Genomic DNA, 23,064 nt, shown 5'->3' with positions numbered 1-23,064 from the left:
TTAGTACGTAAGCACCTTGCTCTCGCCCGTCATGATGTCTTCGATGAAATGCGCGGCACCGACGATGCCGTTGCACTCGGGAATAAGATCTTCCTTGTGCATGTCGAACAGATCCAGTCCCGGCGAGCAGCAGTAGAACTTCACACCGGCGGCATGTGCATCTTTGATGAAATCGTAAATCGACTTTGACGCATCGGTCCGCTGCTTCAGTTCGCTCGCCACGCCTTTGCGCATCAGCCGCGTCGCCGATGCGGTGCATATGACTTCCACCTCATAGCCCATCGCCGCCGCGACCGAGGCTTGAAAGATCGGCGCGCCGAGCTCTTCTGTATTACGCGGATCCGTATTGGCCATAATGACGATCAGCTTTTTGGCCATGGAGGCTCCTGTGGGGTTCGAAGGCGCGCGATGCTAGCGCTTCGCCGCGAACGGCTCAAGACGTGTGAAAGCGCCCGTAGTTCCGGCGTGATGCGAAAGGCTATTGCCCTGCTCAGGCGTTAACGCCGCACCCTGTCCGGGCTACGCGGAAAATACCTGCGATAGAGCGCAATGGAAGCAGGCAGGATGACCAACTGCCCGATCAGCGACGATCCCAGACAAACCGCTGTCAGCTGACCGAAGCGGCGCAGCGACGGCAGGTCGGACAGCATCGTGACACCCAGGCCCAGCGCAAGAACGATCGTGGTCAACACTACGGCCGGGCCGATGTGATGCACCGTATGTCTCAGCGCCTCGACCTCGCTGCCCGACCCTCCGCCTAGCCTATCCTCCTCAAGGCGGAAGCGATTGAGGAAGTGAATTGTAGAGTCAATCGCGAGCGCGAAGGCAACGGTGATCGCGATGATGGACGCAAACTGCAATCCCTCACCAGCAAGCCACAACAGCGAGCCTGTTGCGAAAATCGGAAACAGCGACGGCAGAACGCTGGTTACTCCCGGTAGCACCGACCGCAACACGAAGCCGAGGAAGATGAAGATGACGAACATGTCTCCCACCAAGCCCCAGTTCAACTCGTCGATAAGGCGAGCTGAGTTGCGCGCCGCGATGGCAGGCAAGCCGGTCACGATGATGTCATAGCCAGGATGGGCGGTGCGGACCTTCTCAAGTTGGTGATCGAGATTTTCGACCACGGGGAGGATCTGACTGGCATCGACATCGGGCAGACGCGCCGTCACCAGAACCGCGTTCTCCTCCACCGATATGAACCGCCGCACAAGATGCTTAGGAAGCAAGCCCACGTATCTCTTCACGGTCTCGATGCTGTCGTCGCCCGCATCGCGCAGCCAGCGCCGCAGGCTGTCGAGCGACCACGTATTGCCAAGTCCGGCTTTCTCTTCGACGACCGCGTGCGCATCGGCAATGACCGCGAGCGTCTGCTGATCGTAAAGATTGGCCTTCGCAGTGCCCTTACCGGTCTCGTTGCCCCAACTGATCATGACGTGGACAGGATTGGCTCCCGTCAGTTTCTGATCGAGGCGACCCGTGGCGTCCAGCGCCTGTTCCTTGTCGGGAACCTGATCGGCGAGGCGATACATCGGCACCAGCTGCGAGTAGGCCCACCCCGTTGACACGACAGCAATGAGACCGGCCAGCGTGTAGACGATGGGATAGCGAATGACGTGTCCCACGATGGCGGTCGTAATTCGATAAAGCCAGCCGATGCCGCCGCCGGTATCTTCCGGATGTTCGATCGGGGGACCGGTCTCCTTGGCGATCAGCAAGGCTGCGAGTGTCGGCACGACGACGGCGACTGCAATGTAGGATATGGCAATTGCCAGCAGCGACGCGAGGCCGAAGGTGCGGATCAGCGCGGATTCCGCCAACGAGAACGATGCAAGCGCCAGTGCAGCGTTCATGGCAGTCAGCAAGCAAGCGGGCGCCACTTCGCGCACGGCCATACGCGCCGCTTCGAGCCTGTCGGTTCCGGCCATGATCTCACGCCGTATTGCGAACACCAGATGCATGGAATCGGAAAAGCCCGAGACTAGGATCAAGGGTGTGATGACGTTGATGAATAGGTTGAGGCGGAAGTCCAATCCGCCAAGAACACCCAACGTCCAAAGGATAGCGATTGTAGGTCCGAGAACTGCGATGATCGTGAGCGACAGACGCCTGAAGAACAGGTACGCCATGACGAAGCCGGCCAAAAAGCCCAGCCCGTTGTAGACGAGCCGGTCGCGCTCCACCGCGTTGCGGATCTCAAGCTGCATCACCGGCGCGCCGGTCAGTTTGGCGGACAGACCGGCGGTGCCCAATTCCCTCTCGGCCGCCTCTTTAATGTTGCCGATCACCACCTTCGGCGTCTGCTCGGTCACGACCTTTCGATCGAGCGCTAGTACAATGAGCGCAAGCTGGCCGTCATCGGACAAAAACTTGCCCTTGACGATGTCGTTGCCCCTCAGCTGCGAAACGATCCTGTCGAAACCCTCTCCCTCCGGCAATTCGTCAGGCACGATCGGCGGCGCATAACCTGTCTCATCAGGTTTGTCGCGTGCAGACAGCATCGAGACCAGCCCGCCGACACCGTCAACGAGTTGCAGCTCCATGGTTGCGTTCGAAAACGTCTCAAGCCCTTCGCGGGTCAGAAGGTTCTTGCCTTCCACAACGACAAGCACGTCGTACTCGCTGGAAGGGAAACGATGGTCGATTTCCTCGTAGCGACGGAATTCTTCCGTGTTGGTGCGAAACAGCTCCGAAAGGCTGTCATCTACCTTGAGCCGCATCACGCCGAGCACTGCCAGCACCGTGAGCATCAGAATTAGGATCGCAGAGACGTAGGGCGCCTTCAGCGCCACAAGCCCGAGCTTGTCGATGCCGAAAGACAACAAAAAGGAGCGGCGCTCCTCCTTCGGATGCTGCGGCATCTCCATTTCGGCTTCTGGCCCCACCCCCGCTGTAGCCCCGACCGAGGCATCGTTTCGACAGGTGCTTCAGCCGGCGTCCGGCGAAAGCCCCTCGCTACCCACCTTTTCTTGCGTCACCTCAGGGCATGGATCGGTAGTCTTCAAAAAATGCAAGACAACCTGCGCTTAAGCGTCATCCTCCACGGCGACGGGCACGACTTTTAGCCCATAGGGTTCGCCGCAACGAGCGGCGAAGGGGCCAGAATCGCGCCATTCCACCGACCGTTGCACTTGAGCCCGGCCCGCGCAACCCGCCCCAGGTAGCACGCAGCACCCTATAAGATCATAAGGGGTTGAGAGCGTTGGCTCCTTCGCTTACTCATGATGACGCGCAAGCGCCAATGACCTGGGGATGAAGAGCACACAGTGGCCGACCGCACTCTCGATACATCAGGGCTGACCTGCCCAATTCCGATATTGAAAGCCAAGAAAGCCCTGGCGGACATGGCCCAAGGAATGGTGCTTGAAATTCTGGCGACGGATCCGGCGGCCCCGAGGGATTTCGTGGCATTTTGCAAGGCCACGGGCCACACCCTGATCGGCACGCGCGAGCAAGAGGGCACCTTCCACTTTCTCATTCAAAGGGCCTGATCCAACGGACCTTATGCAGCCCGCCGAACCCGACTTGCGGGCCAGCTCTCCCCACCGGGACAAGTGCTTTGTGTCCAACAGACCGTTAGCCCTCCACGGCGCTGCCAGGGCGATGTGACACCCGAGCAGACTTGACAGCCCGCCGCGCGCCCTCCCATAAGGGCGTCCCGATGACGGGCGGTTAGCTCAGCGGTAGAGCACACGCTTCACACGCGTGGGGTCACAGGTTCAATCCCTGTACCGCCCACCATCTCCAATGCGGAAATCAACGCCCTAGTCAATCGCTTCAATCGAGCACCTGCTTTCAGCATAGGGCTGGGAAGCACATGGGAAGCACCAAAGTGTCGCGATGGATGACGCGGCCACCTCGTGGCAACAGCATCACGAAAGTTGCAATCCTGCACCCTACGGAGAACATCACCGCGATGCAGCCGGGAAGCCAATCGTCGGCGTTCTGCCTTTATCAGAACTGGTCCGATTCCACCTGCTTGGTATGGCCGCGCTGATGGCGGTTGTTGGACGTGGGGGCTCGGCTGATGGAAGAAGCTGAAGAAACCGTTGCCATCGATGTCTGATTTTTGGCCCATCTCGGTCGTTTGGCCATTTAGTCCGTGCGTCTGCTCGTGAGGGTTTAGCTGTCAAACAGGCGCGTCAGTTCTGCTGCTAAGGGTAGAGCAGTCGTCACGCAAACATAGCTCGGACGGCAGAGTCTGACCCACAGCTGACTCAGTGCCGAGGCTCAACACTCACGATGCAAATTTGCAGGGCGTGCAGCTGATCACGTTGTGCACAGCAACACGTTCACCTTGAGGGCCGTTCAGCATCAATGGCAGCTTACCCCTCGGGTCCGTCTCCGTTCTGGTCGGCGAGGTGGGCCAACTGCGGCAATTGGCGTTGATGACCACCTTGATGGCGGCTATCGTGAACCGCCGCAGAAGGTCTGCTGATAACAATTCAGCTTGTTCCATCCGTGCAATTTGGAAACGCTAGTATGAAAGCCATTTTTAAAGGGGCCGCCCTTGCAGCGCTAGTGTCTCTGGCGCATCCAGCAATCGCTCAGGATAAGCTCGTCGCGATAGACGTTCTCCTTGAGCCCGACCAAAAAATGCTGGCTGCGGCGGAGGATTGGAACAAACGTCTGCGCGAACAGATGCCAGAAGGCTTCGCGCTTGATGAGACGCATCGGCCTCACATAACGCTGTTGCAACAATACGTCGCCGAAAAGGACCTCGATGCATCGCTGGCAACGATTAAGTCACTTGCAGCGTCAGAAGACCTCAGCAAGTTGAAGCTGACCGCAAACGGGCTTTACCACATACCGAGCGGGAAGATTGGACTTCAGGGGATCACAATCGAGCCGTCGAGCGAGATCGTAGCTCTACAGGCAAAGGTGATCCAAGCAATGGCTCCGTTCCGCAAGTCGGGAGGTGGCCAGGAAGCCTTTGTACCCGACCCCACTGGGACGCCATTCGACCCCGTCCTCTTTAAGTATGTCGAGTCATTTCCGGAGAGCCAGGCGGGCAAGAAGTTTAACCCGCACGTAACGACGGGAACCGCTCCCCTTGAGTGGGTCCAGGCACGAGAGAAAGAACCATTTGAGCCTTTCGAGTTCGGCGTCGACAAGCTCACCGTCTACAAGCTCGGTAATTTTGGGACGGCCGCCAAGCGGATCGGGGATTGACGGTCCTGTACTGACTAAGGCCGGTGTCTGAAGCGGCACTTCATTAAGTAGAGTGGCTGACGATCGCATGCCCTGGCACGACTTATCAGCGGCGGTCGCTACGGCACTTCCGGCTCCAAGTCGTGTTCAAGCTCGAAACGTCAGGAACTGACCGAAGTCACTCACACAGTAACGGGGCGATGTTGCACTCGCTCAGTGTTCGCCGTCAGGACCTACCGGACAGAATGAGCTGATTGCATAAGAGAGATTTTGCGGCTCATCGTAACCCCAGAGAGGGACCCGATGAGACAACATGGCAAGCAGCAGGCTCCGCAGAACGCGGAGGAAACGGTCAGGGATATCCGGCGAGCGACCCGGAGGCAGTTCTAGGCCGAGGAGAAGATCCGCATCGTCCTTGAAGGCCTGAGGGGCGAGGACAGCATCGCCGAACTCTGCCGCAAGGAAGGTATTGCCCAGAACCTCTATTATCGCTGGTCGAAGGAGTTCCTCGAAGCCGGCAAGAAGCGGCTCACCGGCGATACCGCCCGGGAGGCAACCTCCGATGAGGTCAAGATGCTCCGAACCGAGGCGCGTCAGCTCAAAGAGGCCTTGGCCGAGGTCACTCTCGAGAACCGCCTGCTCAAAAAAAGCGTGATCGCGGATGGGGAGGATGCCGAATGAGGTATCCCGCATCCGAGAAGCTTGAGATCATCAGGACCGTCGAGGCCTCGCACCTGCCGGTCAGACGAACCCTCGACAAGATCGGCATTCCCAAGACGACCTTCTACGCTTGGCTCGATCGCTATGCGAGCGGCGGCTTCGATGCACTCGAAGACCGCAAGTCAAAGCCGAAGCGGGTCTGGAACCGCATCGCCGATGAAGTCCGCGATAGCAGCCAAGCGCAGCGCGCTGGCTCTACCAGAACCAGTCTGACTGCACCTGTCTGGTTCGACGACGGCGGTTGTCGGACGGAGGGCGCGGCTGATCGAAGAAGCTGAAGAAGCCACCGCCGCCATCCCAAGGCCTGCTGACAGGAGGAGCGGGGGGCGTCGGCCGACGTGTCTTGAAGCCTCCCTGGGGCTGATTATTCAGCACGGCAACAAACTCGGTCCGATAGTTCGTCTCGCGGCTCAGAGGCTCGTCCGAGATGATGATCGAGGATCGCGGCAGAGCGGTCGGTCCTATGCGGTCCAGCACGTCTTTAGGGATGGCGATGCGGTCGAGCGCGTGCCTAGCGTCATCGCCGTCATCAATCGAGACTGCAGTCCAGCGAAGCCCCGCGCCTTCGGCCGCCATCGCCGTGAACACATGGGTGCCGATCGGCATATCGGCATCGCGGATCGTGACAGGGACCTCAATCGTCGCGTCGTAGACATCGCCTCCGTCCGGCCACGGCTTGCGCGTGTTCCGCCGCACATAAAGCTTTTGAGTTGCACGGCTGATGTAGATCGAGACCGGCTCAAGCGCGAGCTTTGCCTCTGTTGACGCTTTCTCGATTTCGGGCTTCCTGTTCGCCGCCTCCTTGGCGGCGGCCTGTGCTTGGGCCGCGGCTTCGAGCTTAGACTGCACATCGGATTTTGCTGCATCGAGTTTCGCCGTCGCGTCGGCGGCCTTGGTGGCGGCTTTGAGCTTGCGCTCCTCGGCACGCATCTTGGCTTGGTCGCTTTTTGCGACGGCAAGGGCCTTTTCGGCGCGCGCGAGCTCGGCGTCCGCCGCAGACTTGTTGCGTTCCAACTTGCTCAACGCCGCCTTGGCCTTTGCCGCATCGCGTGCCGCTTTCGCAGCAGATTTCTTTGAAACGTCGGCGGCCTTGGCTGCCTCGGCAGCCTCGAGCCCGAGCCTCTCGGCACGCTCCGGCGCAGCAGCGAGGGCCTCAGCATTCGGCACCAGAAGTGCCGGGTGGGAAAACTCGACGGGTTCAGAGTCGTTGGGGGAAATAATTACCCGCATTCCTATCCGCGTCCTGTCGAACAGAGCCTCGGCGAAACCGTATGGCATTCGCACGCAGCCGTGGGACGCGGCATACCCCGGAAGTGGTCCGCCATGCAGCGCGATACCGTTCCAGGTGAGGCGCTGCATATGCGGCATGCGGGCATCGTCATAAAGGTTCGAGCGGTGGTCGGCGTTCTTCTGGAGGATGGCAAAGACGCCGGCGGGCGTTTCGCGGCCCTTGACGCCAGTTGATACCGGCGCTTTCAAAATCCAACCGTTGTCGTCGTAAAACGTGATCTGTTGGGATTTGATGGACACGATCGCCATGATCGGTTCGCCAGCGTCGCGCGGCGCCACCGCCTCCTCAGCGGAACGGGCCGACTTTGCACTAGCGTCGGCGCTCAGCGCGGCAAGTCCCACAAGGGCCGCAATCGCCACAATCGTGGCAAGCTTCCAACGACGATTCCTAACTTCCGCCATACTCAACCAAACTGACAAGAAACACCTCCCGATTGATGCCAGCCTCCGACGCCATCAATCAAGTTTCAAGTTGCATAGTTAATGTCACGTTAGCGGTACCTGCTTTTGATGTGTTCTTTTTAACACTCAGGGGGGCCGAGCCAGAAATTCTCGCGATCTCTGATTTTTGGGTCGAAGCCGCCGACATCGCGATGTGCTGACCGGAACACGATGCGTATCCTTTTTGACGGCGTTTTCATGACGGCTGCACGCTTTCGCCGAGAGCCGTAAAGCTCGCCGAGTTGCATGAAGTCTCGTCAGCCCCACGCGTACTCCCGTTGGCAATGGCGTTTGCTTCACAATGGGACCTGACAAAGCCCTGTCAGGACCGGGGTCTTCGCGGTGATCAAATTTACGTCTACTCGCTGCATGCGAGACGTCATCGGCCCCTTACTCTCGAAGGCGCCTTGAAAGGCCCTGATGCCGCCAGCGCGCGACCAGGCGGAAGCAACGCTGCCGCACAGGTGCACACCGCCCCACGCGCCGCACGCCAAAACGAGATCCCCGCACACTTGGCCAAGAAGCCTGCTGAACGCGAGGACGAAGCTATCTGCACTCTCGTCTGTCTCGCAAACCGCGAATAGATCGCCCACCTGCGTGGAAGGGAATTTTCCGGCGAACGACCATAGCCGCTGCCGACGCACTTTATCGCTGAGCGTCAGGCCTGAAATCACATCCTCGACCGAAACCGGATCGCTGAGATTCGCCGCCTCAGAAGCAGGCAGGGCTAACGTCATATGTCCAGGTTCACAGGCAACAGCATGCCAGCCCGCACGCGTTCGAACCAGAAGTGCCCCTCCGAAGCCGGTACCGACATTGATGACAAGGCGAGGCCCATTGAGTGGATTTGCGCGTGCTATGAGCCCATCCATCTCGCTCTCTTTGAGCGCGGGCAGCGCCAAGGCCGCCGCTTCGAGATCGTTGAGCAGTGCAACTGGTTTGCCACCGAGCGCGCGGCTCACATGCGCGCGGTCAATGACCATGTCGCGATTGGTCAGACGCACACAGCCGTCCTCTATGGGACCGGCGGCCGCGATGGCTGCGCCTTGTAGATTTTCCGCGTCGGGAAACCGAGATGCGTACGACATCAACACATCGGCGATGCCTGTTCTTTCCTCCGAGGCGATCACCTGCGCATCGCTCAACTGCGACGGTCCGTGAGAACGCGCGCACCTCAGATTGGTGCCGCCCGCGTCGCACACGATCCGCCAGCCGGTCATATGGCATCATCCCATGAGGAGGACAAAAGCCGTGCTGCGTTGATGATGCCGACCATCGAGTAGGTCTGCGGGAAGTTACCCCAAGCTTCTCCAGTCTCAGGCTTAATATCCTCCGACATCAGGCCGAGATGATTGCGGTTGGATAGCAGGGCCTCGAAATATTCGCGTGCCTCGTCCTTGCGACCTGCGCGCGTAAGTGCCGTCACACGCCAGAAGGCGCAAATATTGAACGCCGTATCGGGGGGACCGAAATCGTCGGGCGCCTCATAGCGCATCATGAAGGCCGATCGGCCCAAGGTCTTCTCGGTTGCATCAAGCGTGGCAAGGAAACGGGGATCTCGCGCGTCGATGAAGTTGACCTCTGCCATCAGCAACACGCCCGCGTCGAGCTTGTCGCCACCGAAGGAATCCACGAACGACTGGCGCTTGTCCGACCAGGCATGCTTCAGAATGGCCGCCTTGATCACGTCGGCCTTTTCCTGCCAGAACGCAACACGATCGGTACGCCCCAAGTGGCGTGCGATACGCGCTAGCCGGTCGCAGGCTGCCCAACACATCAGGCTTGATGTCGTATGCACCTTTGCCGAATAGCGTAGTTCCCACATTCCCGCATCGGGCTGATCATAGAGCTGGATTGCCGTCATCCCCGTGCGCTCCAGAAGTTCAAATTCCCCCGGTCCCGGCTTGCTGAGAAGTCTGCAATCGAGGAAAGCCTGGGCGGCGCCGAGCACGACGTTGCCGTAGGAGTCGTGCTGGAAATGCTCATATGCCTGGTTGCCGGCCCGCACTGGTCCCATGCCGCGATAACCAGGCAGCGATGGCACCAGATGTTCGGTGAGCTTGCGCTCAAGCCCCACGCCGTAGACAGGCTGGATATGCCCACCATCCGCTGTCGAGACGACGTTCATAAGCCAGCGAAAATAGTTCTCCATGGTGCGAACGGCGGAAAGACTGTTGAGCGCGCGCACGACGAAATACGCATCACGAATCCAGCAAAATCGGTAGTCCCAGTTACGCCCGCTGTTAGGCGCCTCGGGGATGGACGTAGTTACGGCGGCGACGATTGCTCCAGTTGGTTCGTAAGTACAAAGCTTCAAGGTAATGGCCGCGCGAATGACCGCTTCCTGCCATTCAAACGGAATGGCAAGCCGGTGCGACCACCCTCGCCAATAGCGTTCTGTCTGTTCAAACTCTGAACCTGCGAAACTCGAAACGGAATCGTTCAAGGTCTCATCAGGGCCTAGAACGAGATTGAGCGGCTCATGCAGGTTGAAGGCGGTCGTATTGAGCACGTAATCGATGGGTGCGTCGGTCGTCAGTCGCAGCGTGAACCTGGGCCCCACGAAGCGGATGTGGTTCGAGCCGTACGTGAGAACCGGATTGACGGCGCCATATTCGAACCCGGGGCGCAATTTGATCCGGATACGCGGCGTGCCCGATAGTGGCCGGATCTGACGGACAAGTGTCTGGGGGCGATAGGCGCGCCCGCGCGACTCATACCGCGGGGCAAAATCAATAATCTCCACCGCGCCCTCGTTGCTGTGAAGCACGGTGCGAAGTATGGCGGTGTTTTCGATATAAGCTTGGTCGCTCTGCGTAAAGCCGTCCACCTCGATGGAAAAAGTGCCATCTCCATGTCGTTCAGGCGAACAGCCTAGGAGGCTGTGAAAGACCGGATCGCCATCAATGCGTGGCAGGCAATACCAAACAATGTTCGCACGCTTATCGATAAGCGCTGCGACGTTGCAGTTGCCAACCAACCCAAGATCAAGCGTATTCAATTTCCCGCCCCTTCACTTTGCCCGGATTTCTGGACGAGCCATTGACGAAACTCCGCCGCCGTTTCAAAGCCGAAAACAGCGCGCGAAGGTCCATCGCCAATTTTGATCGATACGCCATTCATCGAATTGACGAGATCAAACCCATCCTCGTCCGTCACGTCGTCACCGGCAAACAGAGGGATGCGGCCATTAAATGGTTCAAGTCGCATGAAGTGCGCGATTGCGGCGCCTTTATTGGCAACCGCCGGCAGAATTTCCACCACGCATTTTCCGATGATGTATTTCAACGCAGCGTGGCCAGCAACGATCTCCCGCGCGATGCTCACGATTGCGCTTTCGTTTTGCGGACATGCCCGATAATGCACGGCAACCGACAGCGGCTTTCGCTCAATGAGCACGCCTGCCATCGCTCCTACCCGTGCTTCCAGAACGCTTTGAACGCTCGCAATGCGATCTGCGATCGTTCTATCATGCGCACTGAACCCCTGCATCGTGCGCATTTGTGCGCCGTGAATACCAGCAGCTGAAATCTTCTGCAGCCCCGTCATGGCATCAATGTCGTCCAGATGCCTGCCCGAAATCAAAGCAACGGCCCCATCGAGATGATGAGCCAGAACCTCTATTGCGGTGACCGCTTCTCGTGGCACGCGCGCCTGGGACGGGGTGGCAACAATGTCCGCGAGCGTTCCATCAATATCGAGGAACAAGGCATACCCGGAAAGATCATTGAGGGTCGGGGCAGGACGGTGTGCGGGCTTTTGAATTGACGTCACTTCTTAGCCTTTAATCGACCTGTTCTATGGAACCTTAGAGATTTGCTGTGGCGGGCCGGGCGAAAGACTTCGGCTCACCGGCCACAACGCGCTAAGATGCCCCAAAAGACCACCTCAACGGCAAGAAGGCAAGCCCCGGTGAAAGCACTAACCATAGGCGGCGCGATGGTCGATACGATCGCCATCGTCGAGGATGACTTGATAGAACGCATTAGCATGAGCAATGCTGGCAAGACCTTCCTGCTCCTTGAACAAGGAAGCAAGACCGAGGCATCCAGCATTTCGACACATTGCGGCGGGGGCGCGCTCAACGCTGCTGTGTCGTTATCGCGGCTTGGTTTCAATACGTCAATTCTGGCCAAACTCGGAACCGATCCACGTGCCGATCTGGTGCGTCAGAAACTCGTCAGCGAAAACATCTCCGCCGATGCGCTGTTGTCGACAGATGAAGCCCCGACGGGCGCTTCCGCAATCATTTCCGCGCACGATCGTAACGCGGCCATCTTCACATTCCGGGGCGCCAATACGTTGCTGCGCGCGCACGACTTGAAGCCCTCGACATTTGATGTGGATCTCGTCTATGTATCGACGTTAAGCGGAAAGTCCGCCGATATTTTACCTGAGATCATCCGCTACCGACCCAAAACGGCAAGGTTGTCTGTCAACCCCGGCATACGTCAGATCACTTCGCGCTTTGTCGATCTTTGGAAGGCGCTTCCAGACATAGACATCCTCGCCATCAATCGGCTCGAAGCGGAAACGTTCGTGCGCCAAGCCGTTGCCGAATTGGCCGGCAACGAGAACGCAACTCTGAGAAGAATTGCAGCGGCAGGGTTGGCAGCCGCTGAGAGGCCGGACTGCTCACGCAGCGATGTCGCGCGTGCGCTAATCGCTGGCCTTCGCGACCTTGGTGCGCGTACCATATTGTTAACCGATGGTCGTCACGGCGCATACGTTGGCCTCAAGAGCGAAACGCTATTTTGTCCACCTGTCGAAGCTCCCGTAGCAAGTACCGCAGGAGCAGGAGATGCGTTTGTTTCGACGTTCTCCGGACTATTTGCATGCAGCGGCGATTTCGAGCACGCATTGCAAGCCGCGACCATTAACGCTGCGAGCGTGGTTACTGCGGCTGATTCGCAATCGGGACTTTTGAGGCAACCCGAACTCGAAAAGCACGTTGTTTGTCAGGGGCTCCAAAGCCTCATCGAGCGGTGGCATGAGATCAACTGAGGTGCTTCGACGCAAACGAAGACACGCAAAAAACCTGCCGCGACTTAGGTCATTATACACGGATAAATAGTTTGACCCTGAAAAGCGCGTGGCCCAGCATGGGCGCCTAACGGACGCTGCAGAACATATGAGACTTTCAAGCATCAAATACTTTCCAAATTGGCCTGCTGGAATTCGCGCAGAGCCTACCAGAACGATCGTCAAATATGGTTTGATCGCTGCACTGATAGCACTTTTGTCGTCTCTTTTCCTCACTCCCCTTCTCTCATCTTTGGTTGACGACTGGTCCCGTCGAGACGTCGAGATGAGATCCTCCCTCATCTTCAATTCGCTCCAAGATCCCCTGACCGAACTGTTGGCAAACGGGGAAGGAACGAGAATTCAGTCGCTATTCGAGCGCATTGCATCTGATCCGCGGATCTTGGCCATAGCATTCTGTAGCGCCGACGGCCCACCCAAATTCGCAACCAAACTAATGCCCACGTCCCTAGAATGCGAAAACATTGCACGCGGCGTAACCCCCACTTTTGCCTCGGTAATGTTGAACAATCGCGAAACACTAACGGCTTCATTCCCGATAGCATCGCGCGAGATGGCCGGGCATCTCGTCATCGTCAACGATCTTACGTTTGCTCTGCGACGCGGCGCTGAAGCGCGGAAATACTTGTCGCTGCTGCTAGGTGGCATCGTGTTGGCGAGCGGTATACTGGCGATCGCCGTCGTGATGTTCATGATCCGCCATTGGCTCCAGACGTTCAAAAAGGCGGTCACGACCCCGGGACAAAACGGGCAAGCGCCCCCAGTTGGCCTTGCGGTTCTCGACAGCGATCTTCGCCAAGCCTTGCGGCAGATGCGCGTCGGGCGCACGCAGCCTGAGACAGAGAACGTCGAATGGAGCAAGGACACGCTACGCCAAATTCTCGAAACGCAGCTCCCTGGTGTCGAGGTGATGGTGGTGGCCAATCGAGAACCCTACATCCATAATCACACAGAAAATGGCATCGAGGTTCAAACCCCGGCCAGCGGTTTGGTCTCGGCGTTGGAACCGGTGATGCGTGCATGCGGCGGAACCTGGATCGCGCACGGCAGCGGCACAGCCGATCGCGAAACTGTGGACTATCGCGACCGGCTGAGTGTTCCTCCGGACTCGCCAGAATACACGTTGCGCCGCGTCTGGGTGTCGGACGCAGAGCAAGACGGCTACTACTACGGATTGGCGAACGAAGGTCTTTGGCCTTTGTGCCATATCGCCTTCACGCGTCCGGTGTTTCGTGAGTCAGACTGGCGCGCTTATCAAGACATCAACGAACGTTTTGCCAACGCGGTTGTCGCGGAGGCCAAGACGGCTAGCCCGATCGTTCTGGTTCAGGATTATCACTTCGCGCTTCTGCCTCGGATGCTGCGCGAGCGCCTGCCTGACGCGACGATCATCACCTTCTGGCATATTCCGTGGCCGAACTCGGAGACATTCGGCATATTCCCTTGGAAGGAGGAGGTTATTCACGGGCTACTAGGCAGCACGATCGTCGGCTTCCACACCCAGTTCCATTGCAACAACTTCTTAGAAACGGTCGATCGGTTCATCGAGAGTCGCATCGATCGCGAAGAAGAATCTGTAACGCTGAAGGGCCACGAAACTTTCGTCCGGCCCTATCCCATTTCAATCGCCTGGCCACCAGCGGCTCTCAAGGATCAAAAGGGCGTTCCAACGTGCCGACGTATGGTTCGCGAACGCCTCGGCTTGCCTCCGGACTGCCGCATTGCCGTGGGTATCGAGCGGTTCGACTACACCAAGGGCGTCCTCGACCGCATGCGGGCCGTCGACAACATGCTGCAGCTTCATCCTGAGTGGATCGGCAATTTCACTCTAGTGCAGGCCGCTGCTCCTACGCGCAGCAAGCTGCCCACCTATAAGGGACTTCAAGAGGAGGCGATCCGCGTCGCAGAAGAGATCAATGCAAAATATCCGCAAACGAAAACGCCGCCTATAACCCTCATCATCCGCCATCACGCACCAAGCGAAGTCTTTGAGCTATTCCGGGCAGCGGATGCTTGCATTGTATCCAGTCTTCACGATGGCATGAACCTCGTCGCCAAGGAGTTCATCGCCGCCCGCGACGACGAACTCGGCGTCCTGCTATTATCCAGCTTTGCTGGCGCATCCCGCGAACTGCCAGAAGCACTGATCATCAACCCCTATGATGCGCTTTCCATGGGCGAGGCCCTCAACGAGGCTCTGACTATGCCGGAAGCGGAGCAAAGCGAACGCATGAGGTTGATGCGCGAGCAAGTCCGCACCCGAAATGTATACCGCTGGGCCGGACAGATGCTGCGTGACGCCAGCAAGATGCGCAAGAAACAGCGGATCGTCGAGATTGCTGAAGCCCGCGCCCGTGCTACCGGAACAGATCGGCCGCTACATTGAGCCGTCGTCCAAAGATCAACGTAGAACGTACCCCCTGCCGCGCACTGTCTGTATCAGCTTCCTCGGATGGGGATCGTCCACTTTCGCCCGAATACGGCGAATATTGACGTCGACGACATTACTGTCACCGTCGCCCTTCATGTCCCAGATTTGCTCTGCTATGAAGGAACGTGTCAGGATTTCTCCACGCCGTCGCAGCAGGAGTGCCAGTAGAAGCATTTCTTTGTTCGATAAATCGAGTTGTTGATCTGCGCGCTGCGCCTTGTGGCGCGCGATATCGACACGCAGATCTTCAAATTGAAGCACGTCGCCCGCGGCGGGTGCGCGACGCAGAACCGTACGAATGCGAGCGACCAGCTCTGTAAATGCAAACGGCTTCACGATGTAGTCGTCCGCACCCAGCGACAGCCCGTAGACACGCTGATCGACCGCATCCCGCGCCGTCACCATGAGAACCGGCATCCTGGTATCGCGCTCTCGCAATCGCGATATGACGGACCAACCGTCCATCCTAGGCAGCATGACATCGAGCACGATCAAATCGTAATTATGAGCGAGCGCGGTCTCCAGTCCTTGCTCGCCGTCGCGGCAGACGTCGACGCTGAAGCCTTCAGCCGTCAAACCCTTTTGCATCAGAAGCGATGTCTTTGGGTCGTCCTCGATCACAAGTAACTTCATTTGATCATCCACGGTCCGTCATATGACTATAACTTCGATACCATCGGGCGTGGAAGCGTCAGAACGGCGGCAAGCCCGCCTAACTTCGACGTCTCCAGCGAAATATCTCCGCTGTAAAGTTGCGCCAGATCCCGCGCGATCGCCAAACCTAGGCCAGATCCGCTGACTTGAGTATCCCATCGCTCCCCAATGTTAAAAACGACCTCGTAAGCTTCTGGCGGAAGACCGGGACCATCGTCCTCGACGCACAGCTCTATATTGGATGGAGGTTCAACTTCCTTGCATCGCAACAGAACCGTGGTCTTGGCATGCTTTGCCGCGTTGTCGATCAAATTGGCCAGAATCTCATGCAGATCTTGTCTGTCACATGAAAGCCTGATCCCCTCAGGGACCTCATTGCGAAATTCAATACTGCGGCCCTTATGTAGCCGCCGCATCGCGTTGAAGACTTCTTCGACGTTCTCGCGCGCGTCTGCCCACGTACCTGGCGCTAGCCGATTCGCGACCACACGGGCGCGTGTGGTTTGATAGTCGATGTGGGATTGCATCTTGCGGCACTGTTCCAGGATCGTCGCTGAACTTGCGGTCAGACCCTGGTCGGCTATGCGATAGGCTTCGTCAGTCAGGATGGCGAGCGGTGTCTTCAAGCTGTGAGCTATATTACCGGCTTGCGCACGTGCTCGCTGAACGAGATCAGAAGTCGAACTCAACATGCCGTTGAGGTCATCGACCACCGGCTGAACCTCGACCGGAAACTTGCCTTCAAGTGACTTCGCATCTCCCGAGCGGACCCGCAGCAGCGATGAGTGAAGCTCATTCATTGGCTGCATAGCGTAGGCTATCAACAGACCCGCCGCCGCCACCATCGAAATGCCAAAGCCCGACAACGCCCACGAGAGCGTGTGATTGAAGCTGCTGATCACCTCTTCGATATGGCGCTCATCCGTGCCGATAATATATTGAACCGGCGTGTCGTTCGGCGTTGGCCAGTGCAACTGCTCCGCCGCGAGCATCGTGCCGGTCGGCCCGGGGATCACGTGCAGATGGATGCCACTATCCGTCGGCTTATCGGGCGGCGTTACCAGCTTACCCGCGACCATGGAGGGCGACCGCGCCAGGACTTGGCCGCCCTTCTGAATTTCCCAATAGTAGCCAGAGCGCAGAACCTCATAGCGAGGATCGCTGAGGTTATGAAACAGCGAGACCTTATCGCCATGAATATCAGACAGACGCTCCAGTTCCTCGATGTGCACAAATAGCTCATCCTCGAACTGCTTGCGAACATGCTGCTGAAACACGGCAGACAGCACGAACCATGCGACGACCACGCCGAAAATTATCCAGGCCGTCGACACTGCAATCAATCGGTTACGAAGACTCAGTTTGCCAAACATGGTGCTAGTCCATCCGATAGCCGAGACCGCGAATGGTCTTGATGATGTCAGCACCCAGCTTGCGTCTCAATCGACTGACGTAGACCTCTATCGTGTTCGACTCGCGCGCCTCATCGAGCGCATAAAGGTGCTCGGCCAGCTCGCTTTGCGATACCACACGACCGATACGATGCATGAAGTAATTGAGCATCTTCAACTCTTTCGCTGTCATCTCGACAGGAATTCCGTTGAGCGACACCGTTCCGGCACCGGTATCGAGCGCTACGCCACGATGAGACACAACGGGAGATGCCAATCCGGATGATCTGCGGATCAACGCCTTCAAGCGCGCAGCAACCTCCGGAACATGGAACGGCTTGGTAATATAGTCATCGGCACCGGCATTCAATCCTTCGACCTTTTCAGCCCAGGATCCACGCGCCGTCAGAATGAGCACAGGTGTGCTGCACGTCCCCGCCCGCCAGCGCCGCAGAACATCCAAGCCTTGAAGCTGGGGAAGGCCAAGATCGAGAATGATGGCGTCATAGCTTTCTTCCGTCCCCATTGCATATCCGTCGGCGCCGTTATCGGCGCGTTCGACGACGAATCCCGTTCCCACCAATCCGGCTAACAGCCGCTGGGCGATGTCGTTGTCGTCCTCGATAAGCAGAATACGAATGTTTGTTCTCGCTGGCTCCGATGCATGGATTTGCATCTCGGACCGCTTCATAACATGACGAAGCTGAAATCGACCTGAAACCCTGCGCGATGGTTTTCGTCTATTGTGCTTTGCCTGTGCGGCAGGACCGCGCAGATCCTTAAAAATGCAGTTCTGTCGGGGGCCTTCAGGCAATCCGCAGGTTCAGTTCAGGTTATTTTCAGCTCGGCCACCCAGGTGCTTTCGCACGCGCAAACGCACCTGGAGTTTCACCATGTCATCGCCATCGTCGGGCCACGCAATTTCAACCGGGCTCGTTCTTACCGCTCTGATCGTGTCGGCATCGGCGCGGGCGTCCGAGGCAATCAAGCGCATCGACCTTACCGACCAGCAGGTCGCGCGGATGGAGATCAAAGTTGCGCCCGTCCAGCCCACCGACGAACAACCCCTGACGACGCTTCCCGGAACGGTCGTTCCGGCCCACAACGCACGCATCGTCGCCGCGGCGCCATTCGGTGGAACGGTGCTTCAGGTTTACGCGCTTCCAGGCCAAATGGTCCGCAAGGGCGATCCCCTGGTCACCATTTCGAGCCGCGAGCTGCTCGACGCCATAAGCGCCAAGGCACAGGCGGAAGCCGAGTTGCAGATGGCGGAAGCCACCGCGCGCCGGCGGCGGTCGCTTGCCGATAAGAATATCCAGAATCCGACGATGGCCGACGAGGCCGAAGCCCAAGTCGCTAAGATCAAAGCCGTCATCGAACAGCACGCACGCCTTCTCACTATGGGCGGCATCGTCGCTGGCGAAGGCGGAAGCTATACGCTTCCCGCCCCAGCCGATGGCCGCATTGTTTCCAACGACGTCATGCCGGGCGACAAGATCGACCAACTGAACGCTGCGGTGACGCTCGACACGAGCAACGATCTTTGGATCGAAGTGCAAGTCCCGGCGTCGCTGGTCATGCGCATTCGCAAGGGAGACAAAGTTCACATCGTCGATGGCCCTGACGGTCAGGTCGTCTCGGTCGGCGGATCGCTCGATAAGATGACCCGCTCAGCTAAGCTGTTGGCAACTGTCCCTGCGCAGTCGGGTCTCCTGCCGGGCCAGATGGTGACAGTGAGCCTGGTGCAACAAGCTGAAACCGGCAGTCTCGCCATTCCCTCGACGGCGGTTGCGCGCATCAACGAACGCGATGGCGTGTTTGTTCGCGACGGCGCAGGTTTCAACCTCATCCCTGTCAAGGTGAACGGGCGCTCGCAGTCTAGCGCCACGATCGTCGGCAATGTTCCGCTTGATGCGCAGGTCGCTGCCAGCGGGCTCCCCGAACTCGAACAGCTCCTGTCGGACCAGTAAGCCATGCTTCGGGGCCTCATCGCATTCTCGCTGACACAGCGTGTCTTTATGCTGATCCTCGCAGCAGGACTTGCTGCGCTTGGCGGGTGGGCGTTCAAGACAATTCCCATTGATGCGTTCCCCAATATCTCTCCCGTTCAGGTGAAGATGATTCTGAAGGCGCCTGGCATGACGCCCGAGGAGGTTGAGACCCGCGTCATCACCCCGTTGGAAATGGAACTGCTTGGCATTCCACGGCAGACTATTTTGCGCTCGGCCGCCAAGTATGCCGTCGCCGACATCACGCTCGATTTCGAAGACGGCACAGACATCTATTGGGCGCGCCAGCAAGTGGCTGAGCGACTGGCTGGTGTGCGCGGCGATCTCCCGTCCACTGTGACTGGTGGACTGGCTCCTGTTTCCACGCCCCTGTCTGACGTGTTCATGTTCACAATCGAAGGCGGCGATCTGTCGTTGGAGCAACGCCGCAGCCTGCTCGACTGGACTATTCGTCCCGCGCTGCGCACCATTCCCGGCGTCGCCGACGTCAACGCACTCGGCGGCATGGTTCGCACCTTCGAGGTAACGCCTGACGGTGCCGCCCTGGCCGCTGCAGGACTCGGCGTCGACGACCTGCTTAAAGCTATCGAGGAAAACAACCGTAACGACGGCGCGGGCCGGCTCAGCGAGGGCGAGAAAGCGCTCGTCGTGCGCGCCGCCGGAGCAATTCAAACTCCCGAAGATCTCAAGCAGATCGTTCTCAAGAGCCAGGACGGGCGTGTGCTGCGAGTTGAAGATGTGGCCCAGGTCCGCATCGGCAGCCTGACGCGGTACGGCGCCGTTACCAAGGACGGCAAGGGCGAGGCCGTGGAAGGTCTTGTGCTGTCGCTGCGCGGCTCAGATGCTTCCGCCATCGTGAAGTCGGTGCGCGAGCGCCTTGACGAACTGAAGCCGAGCTTGCCTGACGGCGTCAAACTCGAAGTTTTCTACGATCGTTCTGATCTCATCCAGAGCGCCGTAGGCTCCGTGACAAAGGCCCTGCTCGAAGCGACGGGGCTCGTGATCCTGCTCTTGCTGGCGTTTCTTGGGAATTTGCGCGCCGCGGTCGTGGTCGCGATCACGCTGCCGTTTGCAGCCCTGCTCACCTTCGTGATGATGAAGGTGTTCGGCATGTCTGCGAACTTGATGAGCCTTGGCGGACTTGCGATCGCCATCGGCCTCATCGTCGATGCCGCTGTCGTCGTCGTCGAAAACGCCGTCGAACGGCTGCAACACGGTGGCGACAACATCCCCTTGCTGCACCATATCTATCGTGCCGCGAGCGAGGTTGCCGTTCCGGTTGCTTCGGGCATTCTCATCATCTGCTTGGTCTTTCTTCCTTTGCTGTCTCTGCAGGGGCTGGAAGGAAAGCTATTCGGCCCGGTGGCACTCACGATCATTTTTGCGCTCAGCGGTTCGCTGCTGTTGTCGCTGACGCTGATCCCTGTCCTCTCGTCCTTCATGTTGAGCACCGGCGCGCATGGAGAGCCGCTCCTCATGCGTATTCTTACGCGTGGCTACCGGGCGCTCTTGAGCGCGTGCCTTGCCTTTCCTCTACCTGTCTATCTGATTGCCGCCGGTGGTATTGCGGCCGTGGTGGTTGCCTACGGCGCTATCGGCAAGGCTTTCATGCCCACCATGGATGAAGGCTCTGTGATCATGCAGATCACCAAGCTGCCTTCCGTCAGCCTCAAGGCCAGTATCGATGGCGACCTCATGATCCAACGCGCGCTGAAAGAGCGCGTTCCGGAGGTCGAGCGCATCGTTGCACGTGTAGGTTCTGACGAGCTTGGCCTCGATCCGATGGGGCCCAACGAGACCGACACCTTCTTGGTGCTTAAACCCAAATCGCAGTGGCGGGTTCCGGACAAGGACTGGTTGATCGAACGTCTGCGCGAAGCCATGGCAGACATCAAGGGCGTCGAGTTCGCGTTTACCCAGCCGATTGAAATGCGCACCGCCGAGATGCTGACCGGCGCGCGCGGCGACCTTGCTATCAAGATTTTCGGACCCGATCTGGCAACGCTGTCGGACCTCTCTGGGAAAATCCAGAGCGTCTTGAGCAAAGTGCCTGGAGCCGCCGAAGTCTCGACGGTTGCCAACGACACCGTCGATTACATGCAGATCGACATCAACCGGCTCACCACCGGCCGTACCGGGCTCACCGTCACGCACCTGCAGGATAATCTGCGTGCCCTACTCGAAGGTATGCCGGCCGGCCTTGTCTCCGAACCGGGCCGTCGCACAAACATCGTGATCCGCGGCGGCGACGATGTTCGCCAGTCGCCTGGGCTGTTTGCCCAGACCCAGCTCGCCACGGGAGATGGCGGCCTTGTCCGCGTCGACGACATCGCCAAGGTGTCGCGCGTCGCAGGACCGGTAAAGATCGAGCGCGAGAACGCTTCACGGTTTGCGATTGTGCAGGCTTATGTCAACGGCCGCGATCTCGTCGGCTTCGTTGAGGATGCACAGCGCGCGGTCGAAGCCCAGGTACCGCTGCCCGCCGGCTATCGGCTCGTGTGGGGCGGGCAGTTCGAGAACCAGCGCAGGGCTGCAACGCGACTGTCGATCGTTGTGCCCATCGCCACTCTGCTGATCTTCGGCGTCCTCTTCGCCACGCTGCGCTCGATGCGCCAATCGCTGCTCATTCTTGCCAACGTCCCGTTTGCGCTCGTCGGTGGTGTGCTGTCGCTCTGGATGTCGGGCGCATATCTGTCCGTGCCTGCATCCGTGGGCTTCATAGCGCTGCTGGGCATTGCCGTTCTCAACGGCCTCGTTCTCGTCAGCCACTTCAATCACCTCGTCGCCAACGGCATACCGGTCGCGCAAGTCGTGCTGGAAGGATCGATCCGCCGCCTGCGTCCTGTGATGATGACCGCGAGCATCGCCGCCTTCGGACTCGTTCCGCTGCTTTTCGCGAGCGGGCCTGGTTCTGAGATTCAAAAGCCGCTCGCCATCGTCGTCATTGGCGGCCTCGTCACTTCAACCGCTCTCACGCTCATTCTTCTGCCGATCCTGTTCCGCCGCTTCGGGCTGGGACGGGACGCAAAAACCCAACAACTCGGGAGACCCGAATGGATCAGCCCATTTGCAAACTCACCCTCGTCTACCCGCCAGACATCGGCGATAGCGTCGTCGAACTGATGACGGACCAGCACCCTCCCATCGCAGGCTTCACAACGTTCTGCGCGCAAGGTCACGGCTTCGGCTTCGCCAATGCGACTTCGAGCGAGAAAGTGCGCGGCCGGGTGGAACGCAATGTTCTGGTCGCCGTCGTGAAGCGCGATACGGCCGACACTCTGCTGGAGCAGATTCGCACGCGCCTGCCCGTCGCGCATATCGCCTACTGGATCGAGCCCGTGATTGCCTGCGGCCGCCTCGTCCAGCGTCCCTTTGAAGTCGTGGGGGGGCAAGCCTCATGAGCCTCGCCTCCATGGCCTTCAGCGTGAACAGCCTTCTGACGCTGGTGTGGCCGGCGCTGCTGTCGGCTGCGCTTTGGGCACTCGTCGTTTGGACGCTACGCCAAGACGGTCCTCCCTCAAGCGTCGCAACCCGTTTGCTCGGTCAGCGCCCTGCGCCGCCTGCGAAAAAGAACAATCCGAAAGACAAGAAGGAGAATGTGTAATGAAAAAATTCGCCGTTATGATGGTTCTGGCAACCGCTGCTGCGTGTTGCGTCCCCGCTTTGGCAAACGCTCATGGCACGAAGAAAGCCCCGTCGGCTTCTTCGATGGTCGGATTTGGCCGATGCGCCAAGGGGCACTGCACACGGCGGGCAAACTTCGGACAGCAGGATGCGTTTGCCGACGAGCGGTCCAGCACCCGCCGCACACGCGGCCGCAAACAAGAACAAATCACCGATTGAAGAGGGCCAAGGTCCTGACGACTTCCTGAAAAACTTCGCCCGATGGCTTACCCTCTGACTTCGCACAGGCTTGCCAATCAGTTGAACT

Annotated in this window: 18 protein-coding genes, 1 tRNA gene and 1 pseudogene; 11 read left to right on the top strand and 9 right to left on the bottom strand. The window is 58.8% G+C overall.

Annotated features, from left to right (window positions below; genetic code table 11):
• Together R3D51_15025 and R3D51_15020 are read right to left on the bottom strand one after the other, a co-directional pair.
• Complete coding sequence (locus R3D51_15025) at nucleotides 1-378, bottom strand: DsrE/DsrF/DrsH-like family protein (protein ID MEZ5900794.1); 378 nt, start codon at nucleotides 376-378, stop codon at nucleotides 1-3.
• A gap of 119 nt (nucleotides 379-497) precedes the next feature.
• Nucleotides 498-2,864, bottom strand: a complete 2,367-nt coding sequence (locus R3D51_15020; protein MEZ5900793.1) for an MMPL family transporter — start codon at nucleotides 2,862-2,864, stop codon at nucleotides 498-500.
• A 405-nt stretch (nucleotides 2,865-3,269) separates the two neighbouring features.
• On the opposite strand from R3D51_15020, the gene R3D51_15015 reads away from it, so the two are divergent.
• From R3D51_15015 to R3D51_15000, 4 genes and pseudogenes are all read left to right on the top strand, one after another.
• Nucleotides 3,270-3,494, top strand: a complete 225-nt coding sequence (locus R3D51_15015; GenBank protein MEZ5900792.1) for a sulfurtransferase TusA family protein — start codon at nucleotides 3,270-3,272, stop codon at nucleotides 3,492-3,494.
• A gap of 175 nt (nucleotides 3,495-3,669) precedes the next feature.
• A tRNA-Val gene (locus R3D51_15010) sits at nucleotides 3,670-3,744 on the top strand.
• Between the two features lie 741 nt (nucleotides 3,745-4,485).
• On the top strand, nucleotides 4,486-5,175 hold the full coding sequence (locus R3D51_15005; protein ID MEZ5900791.1) for a 2'-5' RNA ligase family protein: 690 nt from the start codon (nucleotides 4,486-4,488) through the stop codon (nucleotides 5,173-5,175).
• A gap of 282 nt (nucleotides 5,176-5,457) precedes the next feature.
• Nucleotides 5,458-6,044, top strand: a pseudogene (locus R3D51_15000) (transposase).
• A gap of 25 nt (nucleotides 6,045-6,069) precedes the next feature.
• On the opposite strand, the gene R3D51_14995 reads toward R3D51_15000, so the two are convergent.
• The 4 genes from R3D51_14995 to otsB all read right to left on the bottom strand — a co-directional run bounded on the left by R3D51_14995 (nucleotide 6,070) and on the right by otsB (nucleotide 11,379).
• Entirely contained in the window at nucleotides 6,070-7,566 is a 1,497-nt protein-coding gene (locus R3D51_14995) for a L,D-transpeptidase (GenBank protein MEZ5900790.1), read from the bottom strand.
• A gap of 335 nt (nucleotides 7,567-7,901) precedes the next feature.
• Nucleotides 7,902-8,825: an ROK family protein gene (locus R3D51_14990; protein MEZ5900789.1), complete on the bottom strand. Its 924-nt coding sequence runs from the start codon at nucleotides 8,823-8,825 to the stop codon at nucleotides 7,902-7,904.
• Nucleotides 8,822-10,606 (bottom strand): glycoside hydrolase family 15 protein, encoded by a 1,785-nt coding sequence (locus R3D51_14985; protein MEZ5900788.1) that lies wholly within the window; start codon nucleotides 10,604-10,606, stop codon nucleotides 8,822-8,824. The genes R3D51_14990 and R3D51_14985 overlap by 4 nt, the downstream gene beginning before the upstream one ends.
• Nucleotides 10,603-11,379: a trehalose-phosphatase gene (gene otsB / locus R3D51_14980; GenBank protein ID MEZ5900787.1), complete on the bottom strand. Its 777-nt coding sequence runs from the start codon at nucleotides 11,377-11,379 to the stop codon at nucleotides 10,603-10,605. Before otsB ends, R3D51_14985 begins: the two co-directional genes overlap by 4 nt.
• Nucleotides 11,380-11,517: 138 nt before the next feature.
• Between otsB and R3D51_14975 the strand changes: the two genes are divergently transcribed.
• Both R3D51_14975 and R3D51_14970 read left to right on the top strand, forming a co-directional pair.
• Nucleotides 11,518-12,609 carry a carbohydrate kinase family protein gene (locus R3D51_14975; GenBank protein MEZ5900786.1) on the top strand — a complete coding sequence of 364 codons (1,092 nt, stop codon included), beginning with the start codon at nucleotides 11,518-11,520 and terminating at the stop codon, nucleotides 12,607-12,609.
• A 538-nt stretch (nucleotides 12,610-13,147) separates the two neighbouring features.
• Nucleotides 13,148-15,034, top strand: a complete 1,887-nt coding sequence (locus R3D51_14970; protein ID MEZ5900785.1) for a trehalose-6-phosphate synthase — start codon at nucleotides 13,148-13,150, stop codon at nucleotides 15,032-15,034.
• Nucleotides 15,035-15,049: 15 nt separating this feature from the next.
• Here R3D51_14970 and R3D51_14965 read toward each other — a convergent pair whose 3' ends face one another.
• The 3 genes from R3D51_14965 to R3D51_14955 are packed head-to-tail and all read right to left on the bottom strand — an operon-like array spanning nucleotide 15,050 to nucleotide 17,764.
• Nucleotides 15,050-15,712, bottom strand: a complete 663-nt coding sequence (locus R3D51_14965) for a heavy metal response regulator transcription factor (GenBank protein ID MEZ5900784.1) — start codon at nucleotides 15,710-15,712, stop codon at nucleotides 15,050-15,052.
• 26 nt (nucleotides 15,713-15,738) lie between these two features.
• A complete protein-coding gene (locus R3D51_14960) occupies nucleotides 15,739-17,106 on the bottom strand; it encodes a HAMP domain-containing sensor histidine kinase (protein ID MEZ5900783.1) in 1,368 nt (455 codons plus the stop codon).
• 4 nt (nucleotides 17,107-17,110) lie between these two features.
• Entirely contained in the window at nucleotides 17,111-17,764 is a 654-nt protein-coding gene (locus R3D51_14955; protein MEZ5900782.1) for a response regulator transcription factor, read from the bottom strand.
• 253 nt (nucleotides 17,765-18,017) lie between these two features.
• Between R3D51_14955 and R3D51_14950 the strand changes: the two genes are divergently transcribed.
• The 5 genes from R3D51_14950 to R3D51_14930 are packed head-to-tail and all read left to right on the top strand — an operon-like array spanning nucleotide 18,018 to nucleotide 22,976.
• The gene (locus tag R3D51_14950) at nucleotides 18,018-19,094 is read left to right on the top strand and encodes an efflux RND transporter periplasmic adaptor subunit (GenBank protein ID MEZ5900781.1); all 1,077 of its coding nucleotides are present in this window, start codon (nucleotides 18,018-18,020) and stop codon (nucleotides 19,092-19,094) included.
• Between the two features lie 3 nt (nucleotides 19,095-19,097).
• Complete coding sequence (locus R3D51_14945; protein ID MEZ5900780.1) at nucleotides 19,098-22,256, top strand: CusA/CzcA family heavy metal efflux RND transporter; 3,159 nt, start codon at nucleotides 19,098-19,100, stop codon at nucleotides 22,254-22,256.
• Entirely contained in the window at nucleotides 22,187-22,534 is a 348-nt protein-coding gene (locus tag R3D51_14940; GenBank protein ID MEZ5900779.1) for a DUF3240 family protein, read from the top strand. The genes R3D51_14945 and R3D51_14940 overlap by 70 nt, the downstream gene beginning before the upstream one ends.
• Nucleotides 22,531-22,737, top strand: coding sequence for a hypothetical protein (locus tag R3D51_14935; protein MEZ5900778.1), 207 nt, complete (start codon nucleotides 22,531-22,533; stop codon nucleotides 22,735-22,737). The genes R3D51_14940 and R3D51_14935 overlap by 4 nt, the downstream gene beginning before the upstream one ends.
• Nucleotides 22,737-22,976 carry a hypothetical protein gene (locus R3D51_14930; GenBank protein MEZ5900777.1) on the top strand — a complete coding sequence of 80 codons (240 nt, stop codon included), beginning with the start codon at nucleotides 22,737-22,739 and terminating at the stop codon, nucleotides 22,974-22,976. The genes R3D51_14935 and R3D51_14930 overlap by 1 nt, the downstream gene beginning before the upstream one ends.
• Nucleotides 22,977-23,064: the final 88 nt, after the last annotated feature.

It is taken from the genome of Hyphomicrobiaceae bacterium, assembly GCA_041397645.1.
Taxonomy (GTDB): domain Bacteria; phylum Pseudomonadota; class Alphaproteobacteria; order Rhizobiales; family Hyphomicrobiaceae; genus Hyphomicrobium_B.
The sequence above is the reverse complement of the archived record's forward strand: the minus strand, read 5'-3'. Positions and strand labels throughout refer to the sequence as shown.